A 20,747-nucleotide genomic window follows, 5' to 3' on the forward strand; every position below is an offset into this window, starting at 1 on the left:
GTTCACCTCTGTGATGATCCTCGAATGCACGTTCGCCAGGCCTGAAATTCGTTGTTGTCGTGACGGAGCGTCCGCCGACGCCGAGCGGACGGCGGGTCTCCTGGTCGCCAAGCGTGGCGTAATAAGGCGTATTTTTCATGCCCCTTCATCGCCATCAGCGAGGATTTCCCCGGCGCGTTGACCTGCATCAACCCCAGGCGGCTCGCGGCGTCGCGTCCCGGGACAGGCTGCCGCACCCGTCACCCGTCCACGGCGTCGTTTGACGCGCGTCAAGGCAGGACGCACCGCCAACCCCGACACTGGCGGTATCCGACACCGCTGCACCGCGAGGTCCCATGTCCCGACGCCTGCTGATCGCGCTGCTGGTCGCCGTCCCCATGACGGCGGCCCTGGCCGCGCCGCCCGACGCCGCCCGCCGGGCGGAGCTCGAGACCCTGCTCTACCAGGACTGCGGCTCCTGCCATGGCATGACCCTGCGCGGCGGCCTGGGGCCGGCGCTGCCGCGCTCGCGCATGCAGGCCTACGACCGTGACGCCCTGGCGGCGCTGATCCTCCAGGGCATTCCCGGCACCGCCATGCCGGGCTGGGCCCCGCTGCTCAGCGAGGACGACGCCCGCTGGCTCGCCGACCACCTGCAACACGACACGCCCCTGGACCGCTGAGGACCCGACATGATGTCCCATCCCCTGCGCATGCCCCTGCGAGCCGCCGCCCTGGCCGCCCTGGTTTCCCTGGCCGGCTGCCAGGCGTCGCCGCCCGACGCCCTGCGCGGCACCGGTGATCTAGGCGTGGTGGTGGAGCGCGCCACCGGTAGCCTGGCGCTGGTCGACACCGGCGACCGGGCGATCCTCGAGCGCATCGAGGGGCTCGGCGACCTCTCCCACGCCTCGGTGAAGTTCAGCCGCGACGCCCGCTACGCCTTCGTCTTCGGCCGCGACGGCGGCCTGACCAAGGTCGACCTGCTGCGCGGCGAGATCGCGGCCCGGGTGATGCAGTCCGGCAACAGCATCGGCGGGGCCGTCTCCCAGGACGGCAGCCTGGTGGCGGTGGCCAACTACGAGCCGGGCGGGGTCCGGGTCTTCGACAGCGAGACCCTGGCCCCGGTGGCCGACATCCCGGCGACCTGGGAGGACGCCCGGGGGCGGCGGCAGCGCGCCAAGGTGGTGGGGCTGGTCGACGCCCCCGGCAATCGCTTCGTCTACAGCCTCTTCGAGGCCGGCGAGATTCACCTGCTGGACATGAGCGGCGCCACCCCGGCGGTGACGCGCTTCCCCGACATCGGCGCCCAGCCCTACGACGCCCTCATCGACCCCACCGGACGCTACTACCTGGCCGGGCTGTTCGGCGAGGACGGCCTGGCCCTGCTGGACCTGTGGCATCCGGAGGCCGGCGTGCGCCGCATCCTGCCGGACTACGGCCGCGGCGAGCGGCGCCTACCGGTGTACAAGATGCCGCACCTGGAGGGCTGGACCCTGGCCGGCGGCCGGGCCTGGCTGCCGGCGGTGGGGCGCCACGAGGTGCTGGTGGCCGACGCCGACGACTGGTCGCTGGTCGACCGGGTCCCGGTGCACGGCCAGCCGATCTTCGTCATGAGCCGCCCGGACGAGCGCCAGCTGTGGGTCAACTTCGCCCACCCGGACAACGACGTGGTCCAGGTGATCGACACCGAGACCCGGGAGGTCGTCCGCACCCTGTCCCCGGGCGAGGCGGTGCTGCACATGGAGTTCACGCCCCGCGGCGAGCACGTCTGGGTCTCGGCCCGGGACAGCGACCGGATCACCGTCTACGACACCCACACCTTCGAGGCGCTGGCCGAGCTGGACAGCGAGTCGCCGAGCGGCATCTTCTTCACCGACCGGGCGCATCGCATCGGCCTCTGAAGGCGCTGCGACAATTTGCATCAGGGGCGGGGCTTCAGGAGGCACCATATAAGATGCAAAATAGATGCAAAATAGATGCACCTTAAAAAGACCGGAGCCCCCGACATGCTGACACCCGACCAGGAACGCCTCATCGATGCCACCGCGCCGGTGGTGGCCGAGCACCTCGACGCCATCACCCGGCGCTTCTACCCGCTGATGTTCGACCGCTACCCCGAGGTCCGGTCGCTGTTCAACCAGGCGCACCAGGCCGACGGTGGCCAGCCGCGGGTGCTCGCCGGCGCGGTGCTGGCCTACGTGCAGCTGCGCCGCGACGACCCCCGCCGGGTCCGGGAGAGGCTGGCCACGGTGGTCAGCAAGCACGTCTCGCTGGATATTCGGCCCGAGCAGTACCCCATCGTCGGCGAGTGCCTGATGGCCGCCATCGGCGAGGTGCTGGGCGAGGCGGTGACGCCGGAGATCGCCGGCGCCTGGGGCGCGCTCTACGAGGAGCTGGCCGGGCTGCTGATCGAACTCGAGGAAGCCCGCTACCGGGACTTCGAGGCGCGCGCCGGCGGCTGGCGCGGGCCCCGCGAGTTCCGCATCGCCGCCGTGCGCCAGGAGAGCGCGGTGATCCGCTCCTTCGTGCTGGTGCCGACGGACGGCGGGCCGGTGGCCGATCACGCCCCGGGGCAGTACATCGGCGTGCGCCTGGACATCGACGGCGAGACGCTGCATCGCCACTACAGCCTGTCGGCCCTGCCCAACGGCGAGAGCTACCGGATCTCGGTCAAGCGCGAGCCCGAGGGGCAGGCCAGCCGCCACCTGCACGACGCCATGGCGGTGGGCGACACCCTGGCGCTGCTGCCGCCGGCCGGCGACCTGACCCTGGCGGACGGCGACGAGCCGCTGCTGCTGGCCAGCGGCGGCGTCGGCCAGACGCCGATGCTGCCGATCGCCCGCCAGGCCCTGGCCCAGGGCCGGCGCGTGGTCTACCTGCACGCCGCCCTGGACGCCGAGCATCACGCCTTCAGCGAGGAGGTGACGACCCTGGCCGCCGAGCATCCCGAGCGGCTGACCAGCGTGACGGTCCACGAGACCGGTGACGCCGCCGATCATGTCGGCCGGGTGGATCGCGACCTGCTGGCGCGCCACCTGCCCGAGGGCGCACGCTGCTACTTCGTCGGGCCCCAGGGCTTCATGACCGCGGTGAACCGGGCCCTGGCCGAGCTGGGCGTCCCCGACGAGCGCCGCCACTACGAGCACTTCGGCCCGTCGCGCCCGCTCGACGCCGCCTGAGCCACCGCGCCCGGCCCTCCGGGGCCGGGCGCTCGCGCCTCACCGGAAGCTCACCACCTCGCCCTGGCGATCGAAGGCCAGGAAGCGATCGATCTCGCCGCGCTTCACCGACTCCACCATTCGCTGCAGCGGCGCCTCCACCTCGGCGCGCCCGTCCGGGTCCGACAGGGCCGCGACGAAGGCGATGTCCCAGTCCATGCCCGTCTCCCGGGCCTCCGCCGCCAGTGCCGCCATGTCCTCGAGCTCGTCGGGGCGCTTGTCGACGCACAGCACCGGCGTCAGCACGCCGCCCTCGCCGGCCGCGAAATCCGCCCGCTGCGCCTCGCTGGGGTGGTCGGGCAGCTCGGCGCGGGTCATCACGAACAGCAGCCGCTGGGGCTCGGGCTGGCGATGGGCCTCGCCGAGCAGATCGGTGAAGCGATGGATGGACATGCGGCCTCCTCGGGCGTGATGGCTCTCGATGCCCGCAGGGTAGCCGCCGCGCCGGCCGTCGGGAAAGCCCGCCGCCCTTGAGTCGGGGCCGCCATGACCCGCGTCAAGGGCCGATCCCGCATAGGCGACTAGCATGGTCGGGTATTCATCGCCAGGAGACCGCCATGGAGCTCGTCTGCCCCGCCGGCAACCTGCCCTCGCTCAAGCGTGCCGTCGACGAGGGCGCCGATGCCGTCTATTTCGGCTTCCAGAACGCCACCAACGCCCGCCAGTTCGCCGGCCTCAACTTCTCCGACAAGCGCGCCCGGGACGGCATCGCCTATGCCCGGGCGCGCGGCCGACGGGTGTTCTGCGCCATCAACACCTACCCCCAGCCGGACGCCTGGCCCCAGTGGACCCGTGCCGTGGACCAGGCCGCCGAGCTGGGCGTCGATGCCCTGATCCTGGCCGACATGGGCCTGCTGGAGTACGCCGCCCGCCGCCACCCCGACCTGCCTCGCCACCTCTCGGTGCAGGGCTCGGCCACCAGCCACCAGGCCCTGCGCTTCTACCACGAGCACTTCGGCATCCGCCGCGCGGTGCTGCCGCGGGTGCTGTCGATCACCCAGGTCCGCGACCTGGCGAAGCACAGCCCGGTGGAGCTGGAGGTCTTCGCCTTCGGGAGCCTGTGCATCATGGCCGAGGGCCGCTGCTACCTGTCGTCCTACCTCACCGGCGAGTCCCCCAACACCCGGGGGGTGTGCTCCCCGGCCGGGCACGTGCGCTGGGAAGAGACCTCGCAGGGCCTGGAGTCGCGCCTCGGCGGGGTGCTGATCGACCGCTACGCCGAGGGCGAGCGGGCCGGCTACCCGACCCTGTGCAAGGGGCGCTTCGCGGTGGACGGCGAGACCTATCACGCCATCGAGGAACCCACCAGCCTCAACACCCTGGAGCTGCTGCCGGAGCTCGCCGAGCTGGGCATCAGCGCGGTGAAGATCGAGGGCCGCCAGCGCAGCCCGGCCTATGTCTCGAAGGTGGCCGGCATCTGGCGCCGGGCCCTGGATCGCCTCGGCCGGGACCCGGCGCGCTTCCATGCCGACCCCGCCTGGCTGGCCGGCCTCGGCGAGCTCTCCGAGGGCACCACCACCACCCTGGGCGCCTACGAGCGCCGCTGGAAATAGGAGACCTTCCATGGGCGAGACACCACTGGAACTGAGCCTGGGCCCGGTGCTCTTCTACTGGACCCGCGAACGCTACCAGGCCTTCTACCGCGACGCCGCCGACTGGCCGGTGGAGCGGGTCATCCTGGGCGAGAGCGTCTGCTCGCGGCGCCGCGACATGAAGCTCGACGACTGGCTGGGCATCGGCCGCGAGCTGAGCCAGGCCGGCAAGCGGGTCGCGCTGGCCAGCCAGACGCTGATCGAGTCCGAGGCCGACCTGCGCGACCTGCGCCGGCTGTGCGACAACGGTGAGTTCATCGTCGAGGCCAACGACCAGAGCGCCCTGCAGGGCCTGATCGAGCGCGGCCTGCCCTTCATCGGCGGCGCGGCCCTCAACCTCTACAACCGTCAGGCGATCGGGCTGCTGACCCGTGCCGGCATGCAGGCCTGGCAGGCCCCGGTGGAGATGTCCCGGGAGGCGCTCGCGGCCCTGCTCGAGGACGGCCGCGCCCACGGGCTCGACACCCCCTGCGAGGTGTTCGCCCATGGCCACCTGCCGCTGGCCTGGTCGTCGCGCTGCTTCACTGCCCGGCGCCACCGGCGCCCCAAGGACCGCTGCGGCTTCGTCTGCCAGGAGCACCCCGAAGGCCTGGCCCTGCATTCCCAGGAAGGGCAGGGCGTGTTCACGCTCAACGGCATCCAGACCCTCTCCGGGGCCTGCCAGGACCTGCGCCACGAGCTGCCGGCGATGCGCGACATGGGCGTGGCGGCGGCCCGCCTGAGCCCCCGGGCCGAGGGCATGGCGGAGGTCGTGGCCGCCTTCGACGCCGCCCGACGCGGCGAGCTGCCGCCCCCGGATCCGCTGCGCCTGGTCGATGCCAGCCTCTGCGACGGCTACTGGCACGGCCGGGCCGGCATGGCCCGACACGCCGAGGAGATGACGCCATGCTGATGCCCGCCCGCCCCCTGGAGGACGCCCTCGAGCGCCACCTCCGGCTGCCCCTGGCCGGGCTCACCACCCGGGACGCCGAGGCCTTCCCCGGACGCCGCGCCGCGGTGATCTACCTGCAGGGCTGCCCGCTGCAGTGCGGCTACTGCGAGAACGGCAGCATGATGGCGGCGCGCCGGGGCGATCCCGGGGAGTGGGACGCCGTCCAGGACTATCTGGAGAGCCGCCTCGACAGCCTGGAGGCGGTGGTCTTCAGCGGCGGCGAGCCGACCCTGCACGCCGACCTGAGCGGCGCCGTCGACCGGGCCCGGGAGCTGGGCCTGGCGGTGGGCCTGCACACGGCGGGGCCCTACCCGGAGCGGCTGATCGAGCTGCTGCCTCGCCTGGACTGGGTGGCCCTGGACGTCAAGGGCCGGGGCCCCGACTTCGACCGCATCGGCGGCCGGCCGGGCATCTGGCGCCGCCATGCCGGCAGCCTGGAGGCCCTGCTGGCCGGCGATGCGGCCTTCGAGTGCCGCACCACGGTGCACTGGCGCGACTTCACCCTGGACGACGTGGAGCGCCTGGCCCTGACCCTGGCCGACTGCGGCGTGCGCCGCTACGCGCTGCAGATGGCCCGTACCGAACGCTGCCAGGATCCCGACTACTGCCGGCCGGTCGCCGGCGCCCCCTCGGCCGAGGCCCTGGAGGCCCTGGCCCGGCGCCTGCGCCCGCACTTCGACCGCCTCGACCTGCGCCACTGAGCGCCGCCGCCCCCTGCCCGCCGCCCCGCCCCGCGGGGCGGCGAGGCGACGATGCCCTCGCGACTGATCTGGATCATTTCCCCCCGGGCGCATCACGCCTAGCCTATGCACAACATGTTGCGCCCCAAACCGAGGGAATTGGCATATATGGAAAACAACGCGACGCACCGGGCAGACGCCTCGGGCCGCCACGGAGTCCCGGTGGCCGCCACCATCGACGAATACCTGCAGCGCGCCGACTGGCGGGTGCACGCCAACGCCAACCAGGGCTATTCCCTGGGCGGGCTGATCCTCAACGCCGCCGGCAAGCTGATCGCCAACTACTGGCTCGACGAGGTCTATCCCGAGGCGGTGGGCCGGGCGCACCGCGAGGGCGACCTGCACATCCATGACCTGGACATGCTGTGCGGCTACTGCGCCGGCTGGTCGCTGCGCACCCTGCTCGACGAGGGCTTCAACGGCGTGCCCGACCGGGCCGAGAGCCACCCGCCGCGCCACCTCTCCAGCGCCCTGGGGCAGATGGTCAACTTCCTCGGCACCCTGCAGAACGAGTGGGCCGGGGCCCAGGCCTTCAGCTCCTTCGATACCTACCTGGCGCCCTTCGTGCGCAAGGACCGCCTGGACTATCCGGCGGTCCGCCAGGCCGTCCAGGAATTCATCTACAACCTCAACGTGCCCTCCCGCTGGGGCAGCCAGACCCCCTTCACCAACCTGACCTTCGACTGGTCCTGCCCGGCGGACCTGCGCGACCAGGTGCCGGTCATCGGCGGCGAGGCGCAGCCCTTCACCTACGGCGAGCTGCAGGCCGAGATGGACATGCTCAACCGCGCCTATCTGGAGGTGATGGAGGCCGGCGATCGCCAGGGGCGGGTCTTCACCTTCCCGATCCCCACCTACAACATCACCCCCGACTTCGACTGGGACGGCGACAACGCCGAGCGGCTCTTCGCCCTGACCGCCAAGTACGGGCTGCCCTACTTCCAGAACTTCCTCAACTCCGACCTGGAACCGCACATGGTGCGTTCCATGTGCTGTCGGCTGCAGCTCGACCTGAGCGAGCTGCTCAAGCGCGGCAACGGCCTGTTCGGCAGCGCCGAGCAGACCGGCTCGCTGGGGGTGGTGACGATCAACTGCGCGCGGCTCGGCCACCGCTTCGCCGGCGACCGCGCGGGCCTGTTCGAGGAGCTCGACCGCCTGCTGGCCCTGGGCCGCGACAGCCTGGAGATCAAGCGCGAACGCATCCAGCAGTGGATGGATGCCGGCCTCTACCCCTTTACCCGCCGCTACCTGGGCAGCCTGGACAACCACTTCTCCACCCTGGGCGTGAACGGGCTCAACGAGATGGTGCGCAACCTCAGCGAGGATGCCCACGACATCGCCGATCCCGAGGGCCGGGAGCTGGCCCTGGCGGTACTCGACCACGTGCGCCAGCGGATGCGCGACTTCCAGGAGGAGACCGGCCACCTCTACAACCTCGAGGCCACCCCGGCCGAGGGCACCACCCACCGCTTCGCCCGGGAGGACGCCCGGCGCTATCCGGGCATCCTCCAGGCGGGCCCGCCGGAGGCGCCCTACTACACCAACTCGAGCCAGCTGCCGGTGGGCCACACCGACGACCCCTTCGAGGCCCTGATCCACCAGGATCCGCTGCAGACCCGCTACACGGGGGGCACGGTGCTGCACCTCTACATGCGCGAGCGGCTCTCCAGCGCGACGGCTTGCAAGTCCCTGGTCCGCACCGCCCTGTCACGCTTCCGGCTGCCCTACCTGACCATTACCCCGACCTTCTCGATCTGCCCGGTCCACGGCTACCTGGCCGGGGAGCACGAATTCTGCCCCAGGTGCGATGACGCCCTGCTGGCACGTCAGGCCGCGCCGCACGCGGCCGCCCATTCCGCCGATGAAAGGAGTCCTGCATGAGCACCATCCAGAGCCAACGCGACGCCCTGCCCACCGACCGGCGCCAGCCCTGCGAGGTGTGGACCCGGGTGATGGGCTACCACCGCCCGGTCAGCCAGTTCAATCGCGGCAAGCGCAGCGAGCATCGCGAGCGCACCCACTTCACCGAAGGCGCCGCCTCCCGTTGATCCCGCCGACCGCCGGGGGCCATGCCCCCGGCCCGGAGCCCGCCATGCCCGCTTCTCCCGCGCCTCGCCTGCCGGTCGCCGGCCTCACCCGGCTGACCACCCTGGACTTCCCCGACCGCCTGGCCTGCGTGGTCTTCCTGCAGGGCTGCCCGCTGCGCTGCGGCTACTGCCACAACCCGCGGATGCTGGCCCCACGGCGGGGCGAGGGGCGGGAATGGGCGGAGGTGCGCGACTTCCTCGAGACGCGACGCGGCCTGCTGGAGGGGGTGGTGTTCAGCGGCGGCGAACCCGCCATGCATCGCGACCTGCCCGAGGCGGTGCGTCAGGCCCGCACGCTGGGCTTCGCCGTGGGGCTGCACACCGCCGGCGCCTACCCGGAACGGCTGCAGGCCCTGCTGCCTCAACTGGACTGGGTGGGGCTGGACGTCAAGGGCGAGGCGGCACGGGTCGACGCCATCATCGGTCGACCGGGCCTGGCCCCGCGCCTGGCCCGCAGCCTCGAGGTCCTGCTCGACGGCGGCGTCCCCTTCGAGTGCCGCACCACCCTGCACTGGCGGGACATCGACCTGGCCGGCGTGGAGCGCCTGGCGACCCGGCTGGCCGAGCGGGGCGTGCGCCGCTATGCCCTGCAGCTGGCCCGCCACGACCAGTGCCTGGACCCGGCCTACCAGGCGCCGGTGCCCGGCGCCCCTTCCCGGGAGGCCGTCGCGGCCCTCGTCGCCCGGCTGGCACCGCGCTTCGAGAGCCTGGAACTCAGGGGCTGAGCGCCGCTTGCCACCGGGGACAAGCCGAGGCACCGCCCTCATGGCGACGGCGGCGCGCGCTCCCGACCTGCGCCGCCGCCCCCTCGCCGCTCAGCCGCACTTGGACCAGCCGCAGCCCGCGTAGCAGGTCGGGCAGCCATCCATCATGATCAGGTCCCCGCGGCACTCGGGGCACTGCCCCACCACCGTCGGCCGGCCCTGCTGCGCCTCGGCCTCGCGCTCGGCCCGAGCCTGCTCCTCGGGGCTCGGCGGCTGCCAGGGGTGGCCGCTGGCCAGGCGCTGGGCATAGCGCTGGACCAGCTCCTCCACCGGCACCTGGTGGCCATCCTGGTCCAGGAAGCCCCGGCGGTAGAGGATCTGCTGGATCGACCAGGCGATGGCGGCGACCTCGGAATCATGGAACATCGGCTTGCCCCAGCGGTTCATGCCGCAACGCACCAGCCCCTTGTCCCAGGCCACCTTGCGCAGGTCGGCCACCGCCTGGGTGACATAGCCGCCCCGGGCGGCCAGCGACAGGCTGCGCATGGTGGCGGTGATCCACTGGTGCTCGCTGGACAGCTGGCCGGAGGGGAAGAAGAACTCCACCGGGCGTTCGATGACCACCCGCTTGCCGCCCAGCACGCCCTCCACCGGCATGAAGGACACCAGCAGGTAGACCTTCTTGCGGCCCTCGGCCCCGACATAGGAGATCTTCTCCGAGACGGCTTCCAGGGTGCCCTCGGGGCGCGAGGGAATGCGCACCGTCAGGGGGTTCTCGTCGGCCAGCGGCGGCTCTTCCACCGCCTTCTTGACGCTGTAGGACACGATCTTCGAGGTGATCTCGACGGTCATGGGCGGGCTCCTTGAAGACAGAACGTCGAAAGACTTGCGCTCGCGTGACGCCCCACGACCGCCGCGAGCGATGAGGCGGCAAGGCGCCGTCCTCCGCGGCAGCGGCGTGGGGGAGCCGTCGAGGCGCCTTCGGCGACAGGCGGCGACACCGCCGCGTCGAGCGCGGCCGGTCGTGGCTTACCACTTGCCATAGGTCCCCTCCTTGAGCGCCTCGAAGAGGTTGGCCGCGCTGTGCTCCTCGCCCTCGTAGATGACCGTCTCGTCACCGGCCAGCTCCACGCTCTCGCCGTTCTCCAGCTCGAAGACATAGGTGGTGTTCTTGAGGTCCTCCTCACGAACCAGCACGCCCTGGAAGGCCTCGGGATTGAAGCGGAAGGTGGTGCAGCCCTTGAGCCGGCTGTCGTAGGCGTCCAGGTAGAGGCCCTTGAAGTCCTCGAAGGCGAAGTCGGTGGGCACGTTCACCGTCTTGGAGATCGCCGAGTCCACCCAGGCCTGGGCCGCGGCCTGCACCGCCACGTGCTGGGCCGGCGTCACGGCATCGGCGGTCACGAAGTAGTCCGGCAGGTCGCTCTCCACCGCCTCCGGCGCCACCACGTGGCGATAGGCGGCCAGCTCGAAGGACACCACCTCGACCTGGTCCTTGGTCTTGCGGCCGGCACGGATGAGGTTGCGGTAGTAGCGGTGCGAGAAGGACGGCTCGATGCCGTTGGAGGCGTTGTTGCCCAGCGACAGCGAGATGGTGCCGGTGGGCGCGATGGAACTGTGGTGGGTGAAGCGGGCGCCGTGTTCGGCGAGCTCGGCGACCAGCGCCGGCGCCTCCTCGGCGATCTTCTGCATGTAGCGGCTGTAGCGGGCGTGCAGGATGCGTCCCGGCACCCGGTCGCCCACCTCGTAGCCATCCCGGGCCAGCTCCGGCCGCTCGCGCAGCATCCTCGGCGTCAGCTCGAACTCCTCGGCGAGGATCGGCGCCATGCCCTTCTCCCGGGACAGCTCGAGGGCCTGCTTCCAGCCCTCCACGGCCAGTACCCGGCTGACCTCCTCGGTGAAGGCCAGCGACTCCGGCGAGCCATAGGGCATCTTGAGCATGGTCAGCGCCGAGCCCAGCCCCAGAAAGCCCATGCCGTGGCGGCGCTTGGCCTCGATCTCGCGGCGCTGGCCCGACAGCGGCAGGCCGCTGATCTCCACCACGTTGTCGAGCATGCGGGTGAAGACCGCCACCACCTCACGGTAGCGCTCCCAGTCGAAGCGCGGCGCCTCGCCGAAGGGGTCGAGCACGAAGCGGGTCAGATTGATCGAGCCCAGCAGGCAGGCGCCCTCCGGCGGCAATGGCTGCTCCCCGCACGGGTTGGTGGCCCGGATCTGCTCGCAGAACCAGTTGTTGTTCATGCGGTTGACCTGGTCGATCAGGATGAAGCCCGGCTCGGCATAGTCGTAGGTGGAGCGCATGATGGTGTCCCAGAGCTCGCGGGCGCGGACCACCTCGACGATGCGGCAGGCCACCCGCCCCTGGTCATCGAGGGTGTAGCCGTCCTCGATCACCGGCCAGTCCCGGTAGATCAGCTCGTCCTCGCCGACGTCGTCCCGCTCGCCCGGGTGCAGCGGGAAGGCCAGGGGCCAGTCGGCGTCGGCGCGCACCGCCTCCATGAACTCGTCGGTGATCAGCAGGCTGAGGTTGAACTGGCGCAGGCGCCCGGCCTCCCGCTTGGCCTCGATGAAGGCTCGCACGTCCGGGTGGCCGACATCGAAGGTCGCCATCTGGGCGCCCCGCCGGCCGCCGGCCGAGGCCACCGTGAAGCACATCCTGTCGTAGATATCCATGAACGCCAGGGGGCCGTTGGTGCCGGCCCCGGCGCCGAACACGAAGGCGCCCTTGTGGCGCAGGGTGGAGAAGTCGTAGCCGATGCCGCAGCCCGCCTTGAGGGTCATCCCGGCGTCGACCACGGCCTCCAGGATATCGCGCATGGCATCGCGGATGCTCCGCGACACCGTGCAGTTGATCAGGCTGACCGCCGGCTTGACGGCTTCGGCGCCGGCGTTGGCGACGATGCGGCCGGCGGGGATGGCGCCGTTGTCCAGCGCCCAGCGGAACCTCGGCAGCCAGGCGTCGGGGTCGGCCTCGACCGCGGCCAGGGCGCGGGCCACGCGCTCGCGGGTCGCGGCCGGGTCGGCATCCACCGGCCGGCCGTGGCGGTCCTTGAGGCGATACTTGGTGTCCCAGATATCGAGCGAGGGCGCCTGCAGCGGGATGTCTTCGCCGGCAGCGGCATCCTGGGCGGGTGCAGTCATTCGCGGGTCTCCAGCGGGATTCGGGAAAGCATCAATGATCGCGGCGAGCCAGTCGCTCGAGGCGGCCCAGCCATTCACCGAGGCGGCCCGGCGCCAGCCCCTCCTCCAGGCCATCGAGCAGGTTCTTGACGGTCAGGCCCAGCTCGGTGTCGCCCTCCAGGGAAAGGCGCCGCTGGAAGAAGAGGGCATCGGGATCCTCGCCACGCGTCGCCAGGCACAGGAACTCGCGCCAACCGCCGCGAATGGCCGCCTCCCCGGGGCCCTCGACGAGCACCAGGCGACGCCCCTCCAGGCCGAGGGTCAGGCTCAGCGGCAGGTCGGCGATCTCGAGACACACCCGACGCCCCTCCAGGGCGTCGAATTCGCCCTCCGCCAGGGGCGCGGCGAAGCTGCGGTTGAGCCAGGCCTCCAGCGGCGGCCGCTTGACGGCCAGCGGCAGCGCGCCCAGCAGGCGCATCGGCCCGGGCGGGGCGGGCAGGGGCAAAGCGGGCAGGGGCATGGCGGGCTCTCCTCGGCAAGGGTGGGGCTCCATGCTAGGGCGATGGCGGATGCCGCGCCCTGACATGCATCAAGCCCGGGCGCATCCGCCCTCGCTACCATATATAGTGCACAAGCGAGAATTCGACACCCCATATGGATTCGAGCGCCCTGCCGCCGGCCCAGGGGGCCACCCAAAGACAGGGCGCCCGGCCGTCTGGCCGGGCGCCCCGGGTGCCGTCATCGGCCGGCGTCAGAAGCCGGCGCCCGGGCTGCCGCCCGCTCCCGAACCGGTGCCGCCGGCACCACCGGCGCCACCGCCGGAGCCCCCATCGCCGCCACCGCTTCCTGAACCACCACCGCTTCCGGAGCCGCCACCGGCGCCACCGCCAGCATCGCCACCGGCACCACCGCCCGCGCCACCACCGGCACCGCCGCCCGCGCCACCACCGGCACCGCCGCCGGCACCACCGCCCGCGCCACCACCGGCGCCACCACCGGCACCGCCGCCGGCGCCACCACCGCCATCGCCGCCATCGCCGCCATCGCCGCCATCGCCGCCATCATCGTCACCGGAATCACCGTCATCCTCGTCGGATGGCGGCTCGACGGGCGGCGCCAGCACGATCGCCTCCAGGAAGATCAGCCCGTCACAGCCTTCCGCCAGCAGGCCGCCGCCCCCGCCACAGCCGCCGCCACCACCGCCGCCCGCGGCGGGCGCCGGCAGGTCCTCCAGCAGCTCGGCCAGCTCCTCGTCACTCAGGCGCGCCCCGCCCGTCGACGCCGGCGTCGTCAGGCGGTCATTGGCGACCCGAGACATTTCATCCTCGGACAGGGGCTGTGCCGCCTCTCCCGTCGAGGCCGTCTGCGCCACGGCCCCCGAGGCCCACAGGCAACCGATCGCTACCGTCAAGGCAGCCAACTTGAACCCTTGCATATCGCCCCCTCCCTCGCCGGCGGCCCGAAGCCCGCGGCGACCACGTCACGCAAGACAACATTCTGTTACACGCACTTCCAGCATCGTAATCAAGCGAAGTCTTCACCATCGGAAGACCCGCTGATTATGCGCGTCGCCGAGTATGACGCTCCCCAGCCTCCTCGACAGCAGGAAACTGGGATGCAACGCCGGGCGACACCCGGCGGAGGGGATCAACGGAGAGCAGGAAAGGCATCAGACGGTGCGCGAATAGCGCCCAGCGGCGGGATCGAGGTAGGCATCGAAGGCCATGGCGACGTTGCGCATCATCAGCCGTCCGGCGGGCAGCACCCGGATGCCGTGCTCGTCGATGGCGATCAGGCCATCGTCGCGCATCTCCGCCAGGCGCTCGAGGGCCTCGGCGAAATGCCGCCGGAAGTCGATGGCATAGCGTCGCTCGATGTCGGCGAACTCGAGCCGCCCGTGACACATCAAGGCATTGATGACGTCGCGACGCAGCCGGTCCTCGTCGCTGAGGCGATAGCCGCGCATCACCGGCAGCCGACCGGCCTCGAGGCGCGCCTGGTACTCGGCGGTCTCCTTGACGTTCTGGCTGTAGCTGTCGCCGACCTTGCCGATGGCGGTGACGCCGAGCCCGATCATGTCGCAGTCGGCATGGGTGGAATAGCCCTGGAAATTGCGCTGCAGGGTGCCGTTCTCCTTGGCCCTGGACAGCTCGTCCTCGGGCAGCGCGAAGTGGTCCATGCCGATATAGACATAGCCGGCCTCGGTGAGCCGGCGGATGGTCAGCTCCAGCAACTCGAGCTTGCGCTCCGGAGGCGGCATGTCCTCGGGGCGAATCAGGCGCTGGGCCTTGAACAGCTCGGGCAGGTGCGCATAGCTGTAGGCGGCGATGCGATCCGGGCGCAGCGCGATGATCTTGTCCAGGGTCGCGCCGAAGCTCTCCACCGTCTGCAGCGGCAGGCCGTAGATGAGGTCGACGCTGATCGACTGGAAGCCCGCCTCCCGGGCGGCCTCCACCAGCTCGACCACCTGCGCCTCGCTCTGCACCCGGTTGACCGCCTCCTGGACCCGGCGGTCGAAGTCCTGGACGCCGAAGCTCAAGCGGTTGAAGCCCAGCGCGCGCAGCTCGTGGATCTGGGCCGGGGTCACGGTGCGCGGGTCCACCTCCAGGGAGAACTCGCGGTCCTCGGGCGGGGCGAAGTGAAAGGCCGCGTCCAGCGCCGCCATCAGCTCGCCGAGCTGGGCATTGCTCAGGTAGGTGGGCGTGCCGCCCCCCAGGTGCAGCTGGGTCAGCCGCCGGCTGCCGTCGAACAGCGCCGCCTGCAGGGCGATCTCGCGCTCGAGCCAGCCGAGATACTCCGCCGCCCGCTCGGTGTTGTGGGTGATGATCTTGTTGCAGGCGCAGTAGTAGCAGAGGCTGTGGCAGAAGGGGATATGCACATAGACCGACAGCGGCTTGGGGACCTCCAGCCGGTTGCTGTACTCGGCCGCGGCCCGGTAGTCGTCCTCGGCGAAGGCCGCCTGGAACTGCGGGGCCGTCGGATAGGAGGTATAGCGGGGCCCCGGGCGGTCGTACTTCTCGACCAGGGGGCGGATGAACGGCAGCGTGTCTTGCATGATCGAATCGAGCCTCTTGAACCGTCGGGCGACGACGCGCGTCGTCACCGCCTGTCCGGATTATGCCAGCCGCCGCCGGCGCCGTCGGTACCCTCGACGAGGTAGCTGATGCAGATCAATTCGAGGTAGCCCGCATAATATTCATCTATGATACATCTAACTGACCGCGCCGGCGGCCCGATGCCGCAGTCCCCGTCGACGCCCGCACGAAGATGGTAAAATCCCGCGCACCACGGCCCATTCCCCTTGCCCGCCGGCGCCCGGAGGCTTCATGCACCTGACCCGATTCACCGACTATTCCCTGCGCGTGCTGATCTATCTGGCCGTCAAGGGAGAGGAGCGCTCGACCATCACCGAGATCTCCGAGCGCTTCGAGATCTCCCGCAACCACCTGATGAAGGTCGTGCAGGAACTCAACCACCGCGGCTACATCACCGCCATCCGCGGCAAGCACGGCGGGCTGCTGCTGCGTCAGGCGCCGGAGGCGATCTCCCTGGGCGGCCTGGTGCGCGACACCGAGCGCGACCTCGCCCTGGTGGAGTGCTTCGGCGACGGCAACGAGTGCGTGATCACGCCTTCCTGCCGGCTCAAGCCGATCCTCGCCGAGGCCCTGGGCGCCTTCCTCGCCGTGCTGGACCGCTATACGCTGGCGGACCTGCTCGGCCCGCAGCGCCGCGGCCTCATCCAGCTGCTCCACCTCGAGGACGGCGACGCCCCGGCGGCGAGCTGAGCCGCCCCCTCCGGCGCGTCCCCTGCCGCTGACGCGTTTCTCCCTGGACTGCCCACAACATGATGCACGTCAAGCCCCGAGGGCCGGGCGGCTGGCATGATGATGCCATCCGCCCGGTGCGGTGATGGTCGGACCGGGCTTTCTTCAGCAGGCAAAGATGCATAAAGGAGACGTGTTATGAAGACGCTCGCCATCGCCGCCATCGCCGGGGCCGCCCTCCTCTCCCTGGACGCCCAGGCCGCCGGCGACCCCGCCGCGGGAGAAAGCAAGATCGCCGCCTGCGCCGCCTGCCACGGCACCGACGGCCAGGGCACCTCGCCCATCTATCCCAACCTCGCCGGCCAGTCCGCCGCCTACCTGGAGAGCGCCCTCAAGGCCTACCGGGCCGGGGAGCGCGGCGGCGGCATGTCGTCCGTGATGACGCCCCAGGCCCAGGCGCTGTCCGACCAGGACATCGCCGATATCGCCGCCTACTACGCCAGCCTGACGCCCTGACCGCCCCGGCGCGACGCCCGCGTCGCGCCCTCCCTTCCTTCCCGGTCGCCAGGAACCTCGCCATGCCATTACTCCGGGCCCCGCTGCTCCCCTCGATCGCCAGGTGGCTCTGGCCCCTGCTGTGCCTCTGCCTCGCGAGCCCGGCCCTGGCCCTGGCGCCGGCCCAGGTGCACGAGGGCTTCCCCGCGGCCGACCGCATCGAGGACGCCGAGTCGCGCTGGCCGGTCGGCGCGGTCCACGCCGGCGATACCCTGCTCGGCTACGCCTTCGAGACCGCCGACATCGCCCCGATCCCGGCCTATTCCGGCAAGCCGGTCAACCTGCTGGTGGGCATCGACCTCGAGGGCCGGATCGTCCAGGCCGACGTCCTCGACCACTCCGAGCCGATCATGCTGGTGGGCATCCCCGAGGCAAGGCTGGAGGGCTTCGCCGACGACCATGTCAGCGCCCACGTCAACGACCGGCTCAGGGTCGGCGGCGAGCTGGATGCCATCTCCGGGGCCACCGTCACGGTCATCGTGGTCGGCGACACCATCATGCGCGCCGCTCGCCGGGTGGCCGCCGAACAGGGACTGATCGCCGACCCCTCGGCCACGCCGCCGGCGACGGTCAAGCGGGACGTCTTCACCCCGGCCGACTGGCAGACCCTGACCGGCGACGGCACCATCCGCCGCCTGCACCTCACCCACGGCGAGGTGGACGCGACCTTCGTGGGCACGCCCGCCGAGGACTACCTCCATACGCCCCGGCCCGCCGACCGCACCTTCATCGAGCTCTTCTACACCTACCTCAATGCCCCCACCGCCGGGCGCAACCTGCTCGGCGACGCCGGCTACGGGCGCCTGATGGCCGACCTCGACGAGGGCGAGCACGCCATCGCCGTCATGGGCCGCGGCGACTACTCCTTCAAGGGCTCGGGCTACGTGCGCGGCGGCATCTTCGACCGCATCGAGGTGAGCCAGGACACCACCACCGTCAGCTTCCACGACCGCGACCATAGCCGCCTGGGCGACCTGGCGATCGATGGCGCCCCGGCCTTCGACGAGCGTGACATCTTCATCGTCCGCGAGGAGGCGGCCTTCGATCCCGGCCGCCCCTGGCAGCTGGAGCTGCTGGTGCGCCGCGCCGCCGGCCCCCTGGACACCGAGTTCAGCCGCTTCAGCGCCGACTACCGCATCCCCGAGGCCTATGTCGCGCGGCCCGAGCCCCCCGTGGAGGAAGCGGTCTGGGTCCAGGTATGGCGCGACAAGGCCTTCCAGATCGCCGTGCTGGGCACCGGGCTCGCGGTGCTCACCGGCATCATGCTGTTCCAGGACGTCCTGGTCCGCCATCCCCGGATCCTGCGCCCGCTGCGCCTGGGCTTCCTGGTCTACACCCTGGGCTTCATCGGCTGGTATGCCCTGGCCCAGCTCTCGGTGGTCAACGTCCTGACCTTCACCAATGCCCTGATCACCGACTTCAGCTGGTCGTCGTTCCTGATCGATCCGATGATGTTCATCCTCTGGTCCTTCGTGGCGGTCAGCCTGCTGCTCTGGGGCCGCGGGGTCTTCTGCGGCTGGCTGTGCCCCTTCGGCGCCCTCCAGGACCTGGTCAACAAGGCCGCCCGCAAGCTCGGCGTGAAGCAGGTCGAGGTGCCCTTCGGCCTCCACGAGCGGCTCTGGGCGCTGAAGTACCTGATCCTGCTGGCGCTGTTCGCGGTGTCGCTGCACTCGCTGGGCGCCGCCGAGCGCTACGCCGAGGTGGAGCCCTTCAAGACCGCCATCACCCTGCGCTTCCAGCGCGACTGGGGCTTCCTGGCCTACGCCCTGGGGCTGGTGGCGCTCTCGGCCTTCAACCACAAGGCCTACTGCCGCTACCTCTGCCCGCTGGGGGCCGGGCTGGCCATCCCCGCCCGCCTGCGCCTGTTCGACTGGCTCAAGCGCCACCGCGGCAGCTGCGGCACGCCCTGCCAGATCTGCGCCAACGAGTGTGAGGTGGCCGCCATCCATCCCGACGGCCGCATCAACGCCAACGAGTGCCACTACTGCCTCGACTGCCAGATCACCTACCACGATGCCCACCGCTGCCCGCCGATGATCAAGCGGCGCAAACGCTACGAGAAGGCGGCCCGCCTGGCCGCGCAGCCCGACGCTCCCGAGACGCCGGCCCCCGAGGCGCCGACGTCGAAGCGAATCCCGATCCATCAGGAGGACTGAACCATGAGCGAGAAGAAGCAGGACATCGAGAACCTCGGCCGCCGCCACTTCCTGCGCAACAGCGCGGTGACCGGCGTGGCCGGCGCCGGCCTGGCCGGCGGCTTCGGCGCCGGGGCGTTGCTCAACAGCCGCCAGGCCCGGGCCGCCGGCGAGGGCGCGGAGGCCGTCGCGCCGGGCGAGCTCGACGACTACTACGGCTTCTGGAGCGGCGGGCACCAGGGCGAGGTCCGGGTGCTCGGCGTGCCTTCCATGCGCGAGCTGATGCGCATCCCGGTGTTCAACGTCGACAGCGCCACCGGCCACGGCATCACCAACGAGTCGCGGCGGGTGCTCGGCGACTCGGCCCGCTTCCTCAACGGCGATGCCCACCACCCGCACATCTCCATGACCGACGGCCGCTACGACGGCAAGTACCTGTTCATCAACGACAAGGCCAACACCCGGGTGGCACGGATCCGTCTCGACATCATGAAGACGGACAAGATCACCAGCGTCCCCAACGTCCAGGCCATCCACGGCCTGCGCCTGCAGAAGGTGCCCCACACCAAGTACGTCTTCGCCAACGCCGAGCTGCCGATCCCCCAGATCAACGACGGCCGCGACCTGGAGAACCCGGACGACTACTACACCATGTTCAACGCCATCGACGCGGAGAGCATGGAGGTCGCCTGGCAGGTGATCGTCGACGGCAACCTCGACAACACCGACGCCGACTACACGGGGCGCTTCGTGGCCTCGACCTGCTACAACTCCGAGAAGGGCATGACGCTGTCCGACACCATGCGCGCCGAGCGCGACTGGGTGGTGGTGTTCGACGTCGAGGCCATCGAGGCGGCGGTCGCCGCCGGCGACTACCGGACCCTGGGCGACGCCGAGGTGCCGGTGCTCGACGGCCGCAAGGGCTCGCAACTGACCCGCTACATCCCGGTGCCCAAGAACCCCCACGGCCTCAACACCTCGCCGGACGGCCAGTACTTCATCGCCAACGGCAAGCTGTCGCCCACCGTCTCGATCATCGCCATCGACCGGCTGCCCCAGCTGTTCGACGACGCCATCGCCCCCCGCGACGCCGTGGTCGGCGAGCCGGAGCTGGGCCTGGGGCCGCTGCATACCACCTTCGACGGCCGCGGCAACGCCTACACCACCCTGTTCATCGACAGCCAGGTGGCCAAGTGGAACATCGCCGACGCCATCCGCGCCTACCAGGGCGAGCAGGTCAACTACATCCGCCAGAAGCTCGACGTCCACTACCAGCCCGGCCACAACCACGCCAGCCTCACCGAGTCCCGGGACGCCGACGGCCAGTGGCTGGTGGTGCTCTCCAAGTTCTCCAAGGACCGCTTCCTGCCGGTGGGCCCGCTGCACCCGGAGAACGACCAGCTGATCGACATCTCCGGCGAGGAGATGAAGCTCGTGCATGACGGCCCCACCTATGCCGAGCCCCACGACTGCATCCTGCTGCGCGCCGACCAGCTCAATCCCAGCCGCACCTGGACCCGGGACGATCCCTACTTCGCCGAGACCCGGGCCATGGCCGAGGCCGACGGCGTCACCCTGGAGACCGACAACACCGTGGTGCGCGACGGCAACCAGGTGCGGGTCTATATGACCTCCATCGCCCCGCAGTACGGCCTCACCGAGTTCAAGGTGAAGCAAGGCGACGAGGTCACGGTGGTGATCACCAACCTCGACCAGGTCGAGGACCTGACCCACGGCTTCTGCATGGTCAACCACGGCGTGTCCATGGAGATCAGCCCGCAGCAGACCGCCAGCGTGACCTTCACCGCCGACAAGCCCGGGGTCCACTGGTACTACTGCAACTGGTTCTGCCATGCCATGCACATGGAGATGACCGGCCGCATGCTGGTCGAGAAGGCCTGAGCCACGACGGGGCCGGGGCATCC

Annotated in this window: 19 protein-coding genes; 13 read left to right on the plus strand and 6 right to left on the minus strand. The window is 70.8% G+C overall.

Annotated elements, in window-relative coordinates:
* The first annotated feature begins 335 nt into the window (after positions 1-335).
* From QC818_RS08725 to hmpA, 3 genes are all read left to right on the plus strand, one after another.
* Positions 336-662, plus strand: coding sequence for a c-type cytochrome (locus QC818_RS08725; protein WP_309652460.1), 327 nt, complete (start codon positions 336-338; stop codon positions 660-662).
* A 9-nt stretch (positions 663-671) separates the two neighbouring features.
* On the plus strand, positions 672-1,880 hold the full coding sequence (locus QC818_RS08730) for a cytochrome D1 domain-containing protein (RefSeq protein ID WP_309652461.1): 1,209 nt from the start codon (positions 672-674) through the stop codon (positions 1,878-1,880).
* Positions 1,881-1,985: 105 nt separating this feature from the next.
* A complete protein-coding gene (hmpA, locus tag QC818_RS08735) occupies positions 1,986-3,158 on the plus strand; it encodes an NO-inducible flavohemoprotein (RefSeq protein ID WP_309652462.1) in 1,173 nt (390 codons plus the stop codon).
* Positions 3,159-3,197: 39 nt separating this feature from the next.
* Here hmpA and QC818_RS08740 read toward each other — a convergent pair whose 3' ends face one another.
* Complete coding sequence (locus tag QC818_RS08740) at positions 3,198-3,590, minus strand: ribonucleotide reductase subunit alpha (protein ID WP_309652463.1); 393 nt, start codon at positions 3,588-3,590, stop codon at positions 3,198-3,200.
* 164 nt (positions 3,591-3,754) lie between these two features.
* On the opposite strand from QC818_RS08740, the gene ubiU reads away from it, so the two are divergent.
* The 6 genes from ubiU (at position 3,755) to QC818_RS08770 (ending at position 9,272) form a co-directional block, all read left to right on the plus strand.
* Positions 3,755-4,750 (plus strand): ubiquinone anaerobic biosynthesis protein UbiU, encoded by a 996-nt coding sequence (gene ubiU / locus QC818_RS08745; RefSeq protein WP_309652464.1) that lies wholly within the window; start codon positions 3,755-3,757, stop codon positions 4,748-4,750.
* 10 nt (positions 4,751-4,760) lie between these two features.
* Positions 4,761-5,681, plus strand: a complete 921-nt coding sequence (locus QC818_RS08750; RefSeq protein ID WP_309652465.1) for a U32 family peptidase — start codon at positions 4,761-4,763, stop codon at positions 5,679-5,681.
* The gene (locus QC818_RS08755; RefSeq protein ID WP_309652466.1) at positions 5,675-6,421 is read left to right on the plus strand and encodes an anaerobic ribonucleoside-triphosphate reductase activating protein; all 747 of its coding nucleotides are present in this window, start codon (positions 5,675-5,677) and stop codon (positions 6,419-6,421) included. Before QC818_RS08750 ends, QC818_RS08755 begins: the two co-directional genes overlap by 7 nt.
* A 147-nt stretch (positions 6,422-6,568) precedes the next feature.
* Positions 6,569-8,341, plus strand: a complete 1,773-nt coding sequence (locus QC818_RS08760; RefSeq protein WP_309652467.1) for a ribonucleoside triphosphate reductase — start codon at positions 6,569-6,571, stop codon at positions 8,339-8,341.
* Positions 8,338-8,508 carry an anaerobic ribonucleoside-triphosphate reductase gene (nrdD, locus tag QC818_RS08765; protein WP_309652468.1) on the plus strand — a complete coding sequence of 57 codons (171 nt, stop codon included), beginning with the start codon at positions 8,338-8,340 and terminating at the stop codon, positions 8,506-8,508. Before QC818_RS08760 ends, nrdD begins: the two co-directional genes overlap by 4 nt.
* A gap of 44 nt (positions 8,509-8,552) precedes the next feature.
* Positions 8,553-9,272 carry an anaerobic ribonucleoside-triphosphate reductase activating protein gene (locus QC818_RS08770; protein ID WP_309652469.1) on the plus strand — a complete coding sequence of 240 codons (720 nt, stop codon included), beginning with the start codon at positions 8,553-8,555 and terminating at the stop codon, positions 9,270-9,272.
* Between the two features lie 90 nt (positions 9,273-9,362).
* Here QC818_RS08770 and QC818_RS08775 read toward each other — a convergent pair whose 3' ends face one another.
* The 5 genes from QC818_RS08775 to hemN all read right to left on the minus strand — a co-directional run bounded on the left by QC818_RS08775 (position 9,363) and on the right by hemN (position 15,423).
* A complete protein-coding gene (locus QC818_RS08775; protein ID WP_309652470.1) occupies positions 9,363-10,103 on the minus strand; it encodes a ribonucleoside-diphosphate reductase in 741 nt (246 codons plus the stop codon).
* Positions 10,104-10,280: 177 nt separating this feature from the next.
* Positions 10,281-12,389 carry an adenosylcobalamin-dependent ribonucleoside-diphosphate reductase gene (locus tag QC818_RS08780; protein WP_309652471.1) on the minus strand — a complete coding sequence of 703 codons (2,109 nt, stop codon included), beginning with the start codon at positions 12,387-12,389 and terminating at the stop codon, positions 10,281-10,283.
* A gap of 31 nt (positions 12,390-12,420) precedes the next feature.
* Complete coding sequence (ubiT, locus tag QC818_RS08785; RefSeq protein WP_309652472.1) at positions 12,421-12,888, minus strand: ubiquinone anaerobic biosynthesis accessory factor UbiT; 468 nt, start codon at positions 12,886-12,888, stop codon at positions 12,421-12,423.
* A 218-nt stretch (positions 12,889-13,106) separates the two neighbouring features.
* A complete protein-coding gene (locus QC818_RS08790; RefSeq protein WP_309652473.1) occupies positions 13,107-13,448 on the minus strand; it encodes a hypothetical protein in 342 nt (113 codons plus the stop codon).
* A 589-nt stretch (positions 13,449-14,037) separates the two neighbouring features.
* Complete coding sequence (gene hemN / locus QC818_RS08795) at positions 14,038-15,423, minus strand: oxygen-independent coproporphyrinogen III oxidase (RefSeq protein ID WP_309652474.1); 1,386 nt, start codon at positions 15,421-15,423, stop codon at positions 14,038-14,040.
* Positions 15,424-15,694: 271 nt separating this feature from the next.
* Between hemN and QC818_RS08800 the strand changes: the two genes are divergently transcribed.
* From QC818_RS08800 to nosZ, 4 genes are all read left to right on the plus strand, one after another.
* Positions 15,695-16,153 carry an Rrf2 family transcriptional regulator gene (locus QC818_RS08800; RefSeq protein ID WP_309652475.1) on the plus strand — a complete coding sequence of 153 codons (459 nt, stop codon included), beginning with the start codon at positions 15,695-15,697 and terminating at the stop codon, positions 16,151-16,153.
* A 177-nt stretch (positions 16,154-16,330) separates the two neighbouring features.
* The gene (locus QC818_RS08805; protein ID WP_309652476.1) at positions 16,331-16,648 is read left to right on the plus strand and encodes a c-type cytochrome; all 318 of its coding nucleotides are present in this window, start codon (positions 16,331-16,333) and stop codon (positions 16,646-16,648) included.
* A 62-nt stretch (positions 16,649-16,710) separates the two neighbouring features.
* Entirely contained in the window at positions 16,711-18,843 is a 2,133-nt protein-coding gene (nosR, locus tag QC818_RS08810; protein WP_309652477.1) for a transcriptional regulator NosR, read from the plus strand.
* A 3-nt stretch (positions 18,844-18,846) separates the two neighbouring features.
* Positions 18,847-20,724, plus strand: coding sequence for a TAT-dependent nitrous-oxide reductase (gene nosZ, locus QC818_RS08815; RefSeq protein ID WP_309652478.1), 1,878 nt, complete (start codon positions 18,847-18,849; stop codon positions 20,722-20,724).
* Positions 20,725-20,747 lie beyond the last annotated feature (23 nt).

The sequence above is a fragment of the Halomonas koreensis genome (assembly GCF_031451675.1).
GTDB classification, from domain to species: Bacteria; Pseudomonadota; Gammaproteobacteria; order Pseudomonadales; family Halomonadaceae; genus Halomonas; species Halomonas koreensis.

Bases quoted from the DNA above. Each gene is read 5' to 3' on its own strand.
- QC818_RS08725 (WP_309652460.1), top strand. From the start codon at position 336: ATGTCCCGACGCCTGCTGATCGCGCTGCTGGTCGCCGTCCCCATGACG.
- QC818_RS08730 (WP_309652461.1), top strand. From the start codon at position 672: ATGATGTCCCATCCCCTGCGCATGCCCCTGCGAGCCGCCGCCCTGGCC.
- hmpA (WP_309652462.1), top strand. From the start codon at position 1,986: ATGCTGACACCCGACCAGGAACGCCTCATCGATGCCACCGCGCCGGTG.
- QC818_RS08740 (WP_309652463.1), bottom strand. From the start codon at position 3,590: ATGTCCATCCATCGCTTCACCGATCTGCTCGGCGAGGCCCATCGCCAG.
- ubiU (WP_309652464.1), top strand. From the start codon at position 3,755: ATGGAGCTCGTCTGCCCCGCCGGCAACCTGCCCTCGCTCAAGCGTGCC.
- QC818_RS08750 (WP_309652465.1), top strand. From the start codon at position 4,761: ATGGGCGAGACACCACTGGAACTGAGCCTGGGCCCGGTGCTCTTCTAC.
- QC818_RS08755 (WP_309652466.1), top strand. From the start codon at position 5,675: ATGCTGATGCCCGCCCGCCCCCTGGAGGACGCCCTCGAGCGCCACCTC.
- QC818_RS08760 (WP_309652467.1), top strand. From the start codon at position 6,569: ATGGAAAACAACGCGACGCACCGGGCAGACGCCTCGGGCCGCCACGGA.
- nrdD (WP_309652468.1), top strand. From the start codon at position 8,338: ATGAGCACCATCCAGAGCCAACGCGACGCCCTGCCCACCGACCGGCGC.
- QC818_RS08770 (WP_309652469.1), top strand. From the start codon at position 8,553: ATGCCCGCTTCTCCCGCGCCTCGCCTGCCGGTCGCCGGCCTCACCCGG.
- QC818_RS08775 (WP_309652470.1), bottom strand. From the start codon at position 10,103: ATGACCGTCGAGATCACCTCGAAGATCGTGTCCTACAGCGTCAAGAAG.
- QC818_RS08780 (WP_309652471.1), bottom strand. From the start codon at position 12,389: ATGACTGCACCCGCCCAGGATGCCGCTGCCGGCGAAGACATCCCGCTG.
- ubiT (WP_309652472.1), bottom strand. From the start codon at position 12,888: ATGCCCCTGCCCGCTTTGCCCCTGCCCGCCCCGCCCGGGCCGATGCGC.
- hemN (WP_309652474.1), bottom strand. From the start codon at position 15,423: ATGCAAGACACGCTGCCGTTCATCCGCCCCCTGGTCGAGAAGTACGAC.
- QC818_RS08800 (WP_309652475.1), top strand. From the start codon at position 15,695: ATGCACCTGACCCGATTCACCGACTATTCCCTGCGCGTGCTGATCTAT.
- QC818_RS08805 (WP_309652476.1), top strand. From the start codon at position 16,331: ATGAAGACGCTCGCCATCGCCGCCATCGCCGGGGCCGCCCTCCTCTCC.
- nosR (WP_309652477.1), top strand. From the start codon at position 16,711: ATGCCATTACTCCGGGCCCCGCTGCTCCCCTCGATCGCCAGGTGGCTC.
- nosZ (WP_309652478.1), top strand. From the start codon at position 18,847: ATGAGCGAGAAGAAGCAGGACATCGAGAACCTCGGCCGCCGCCACTTC.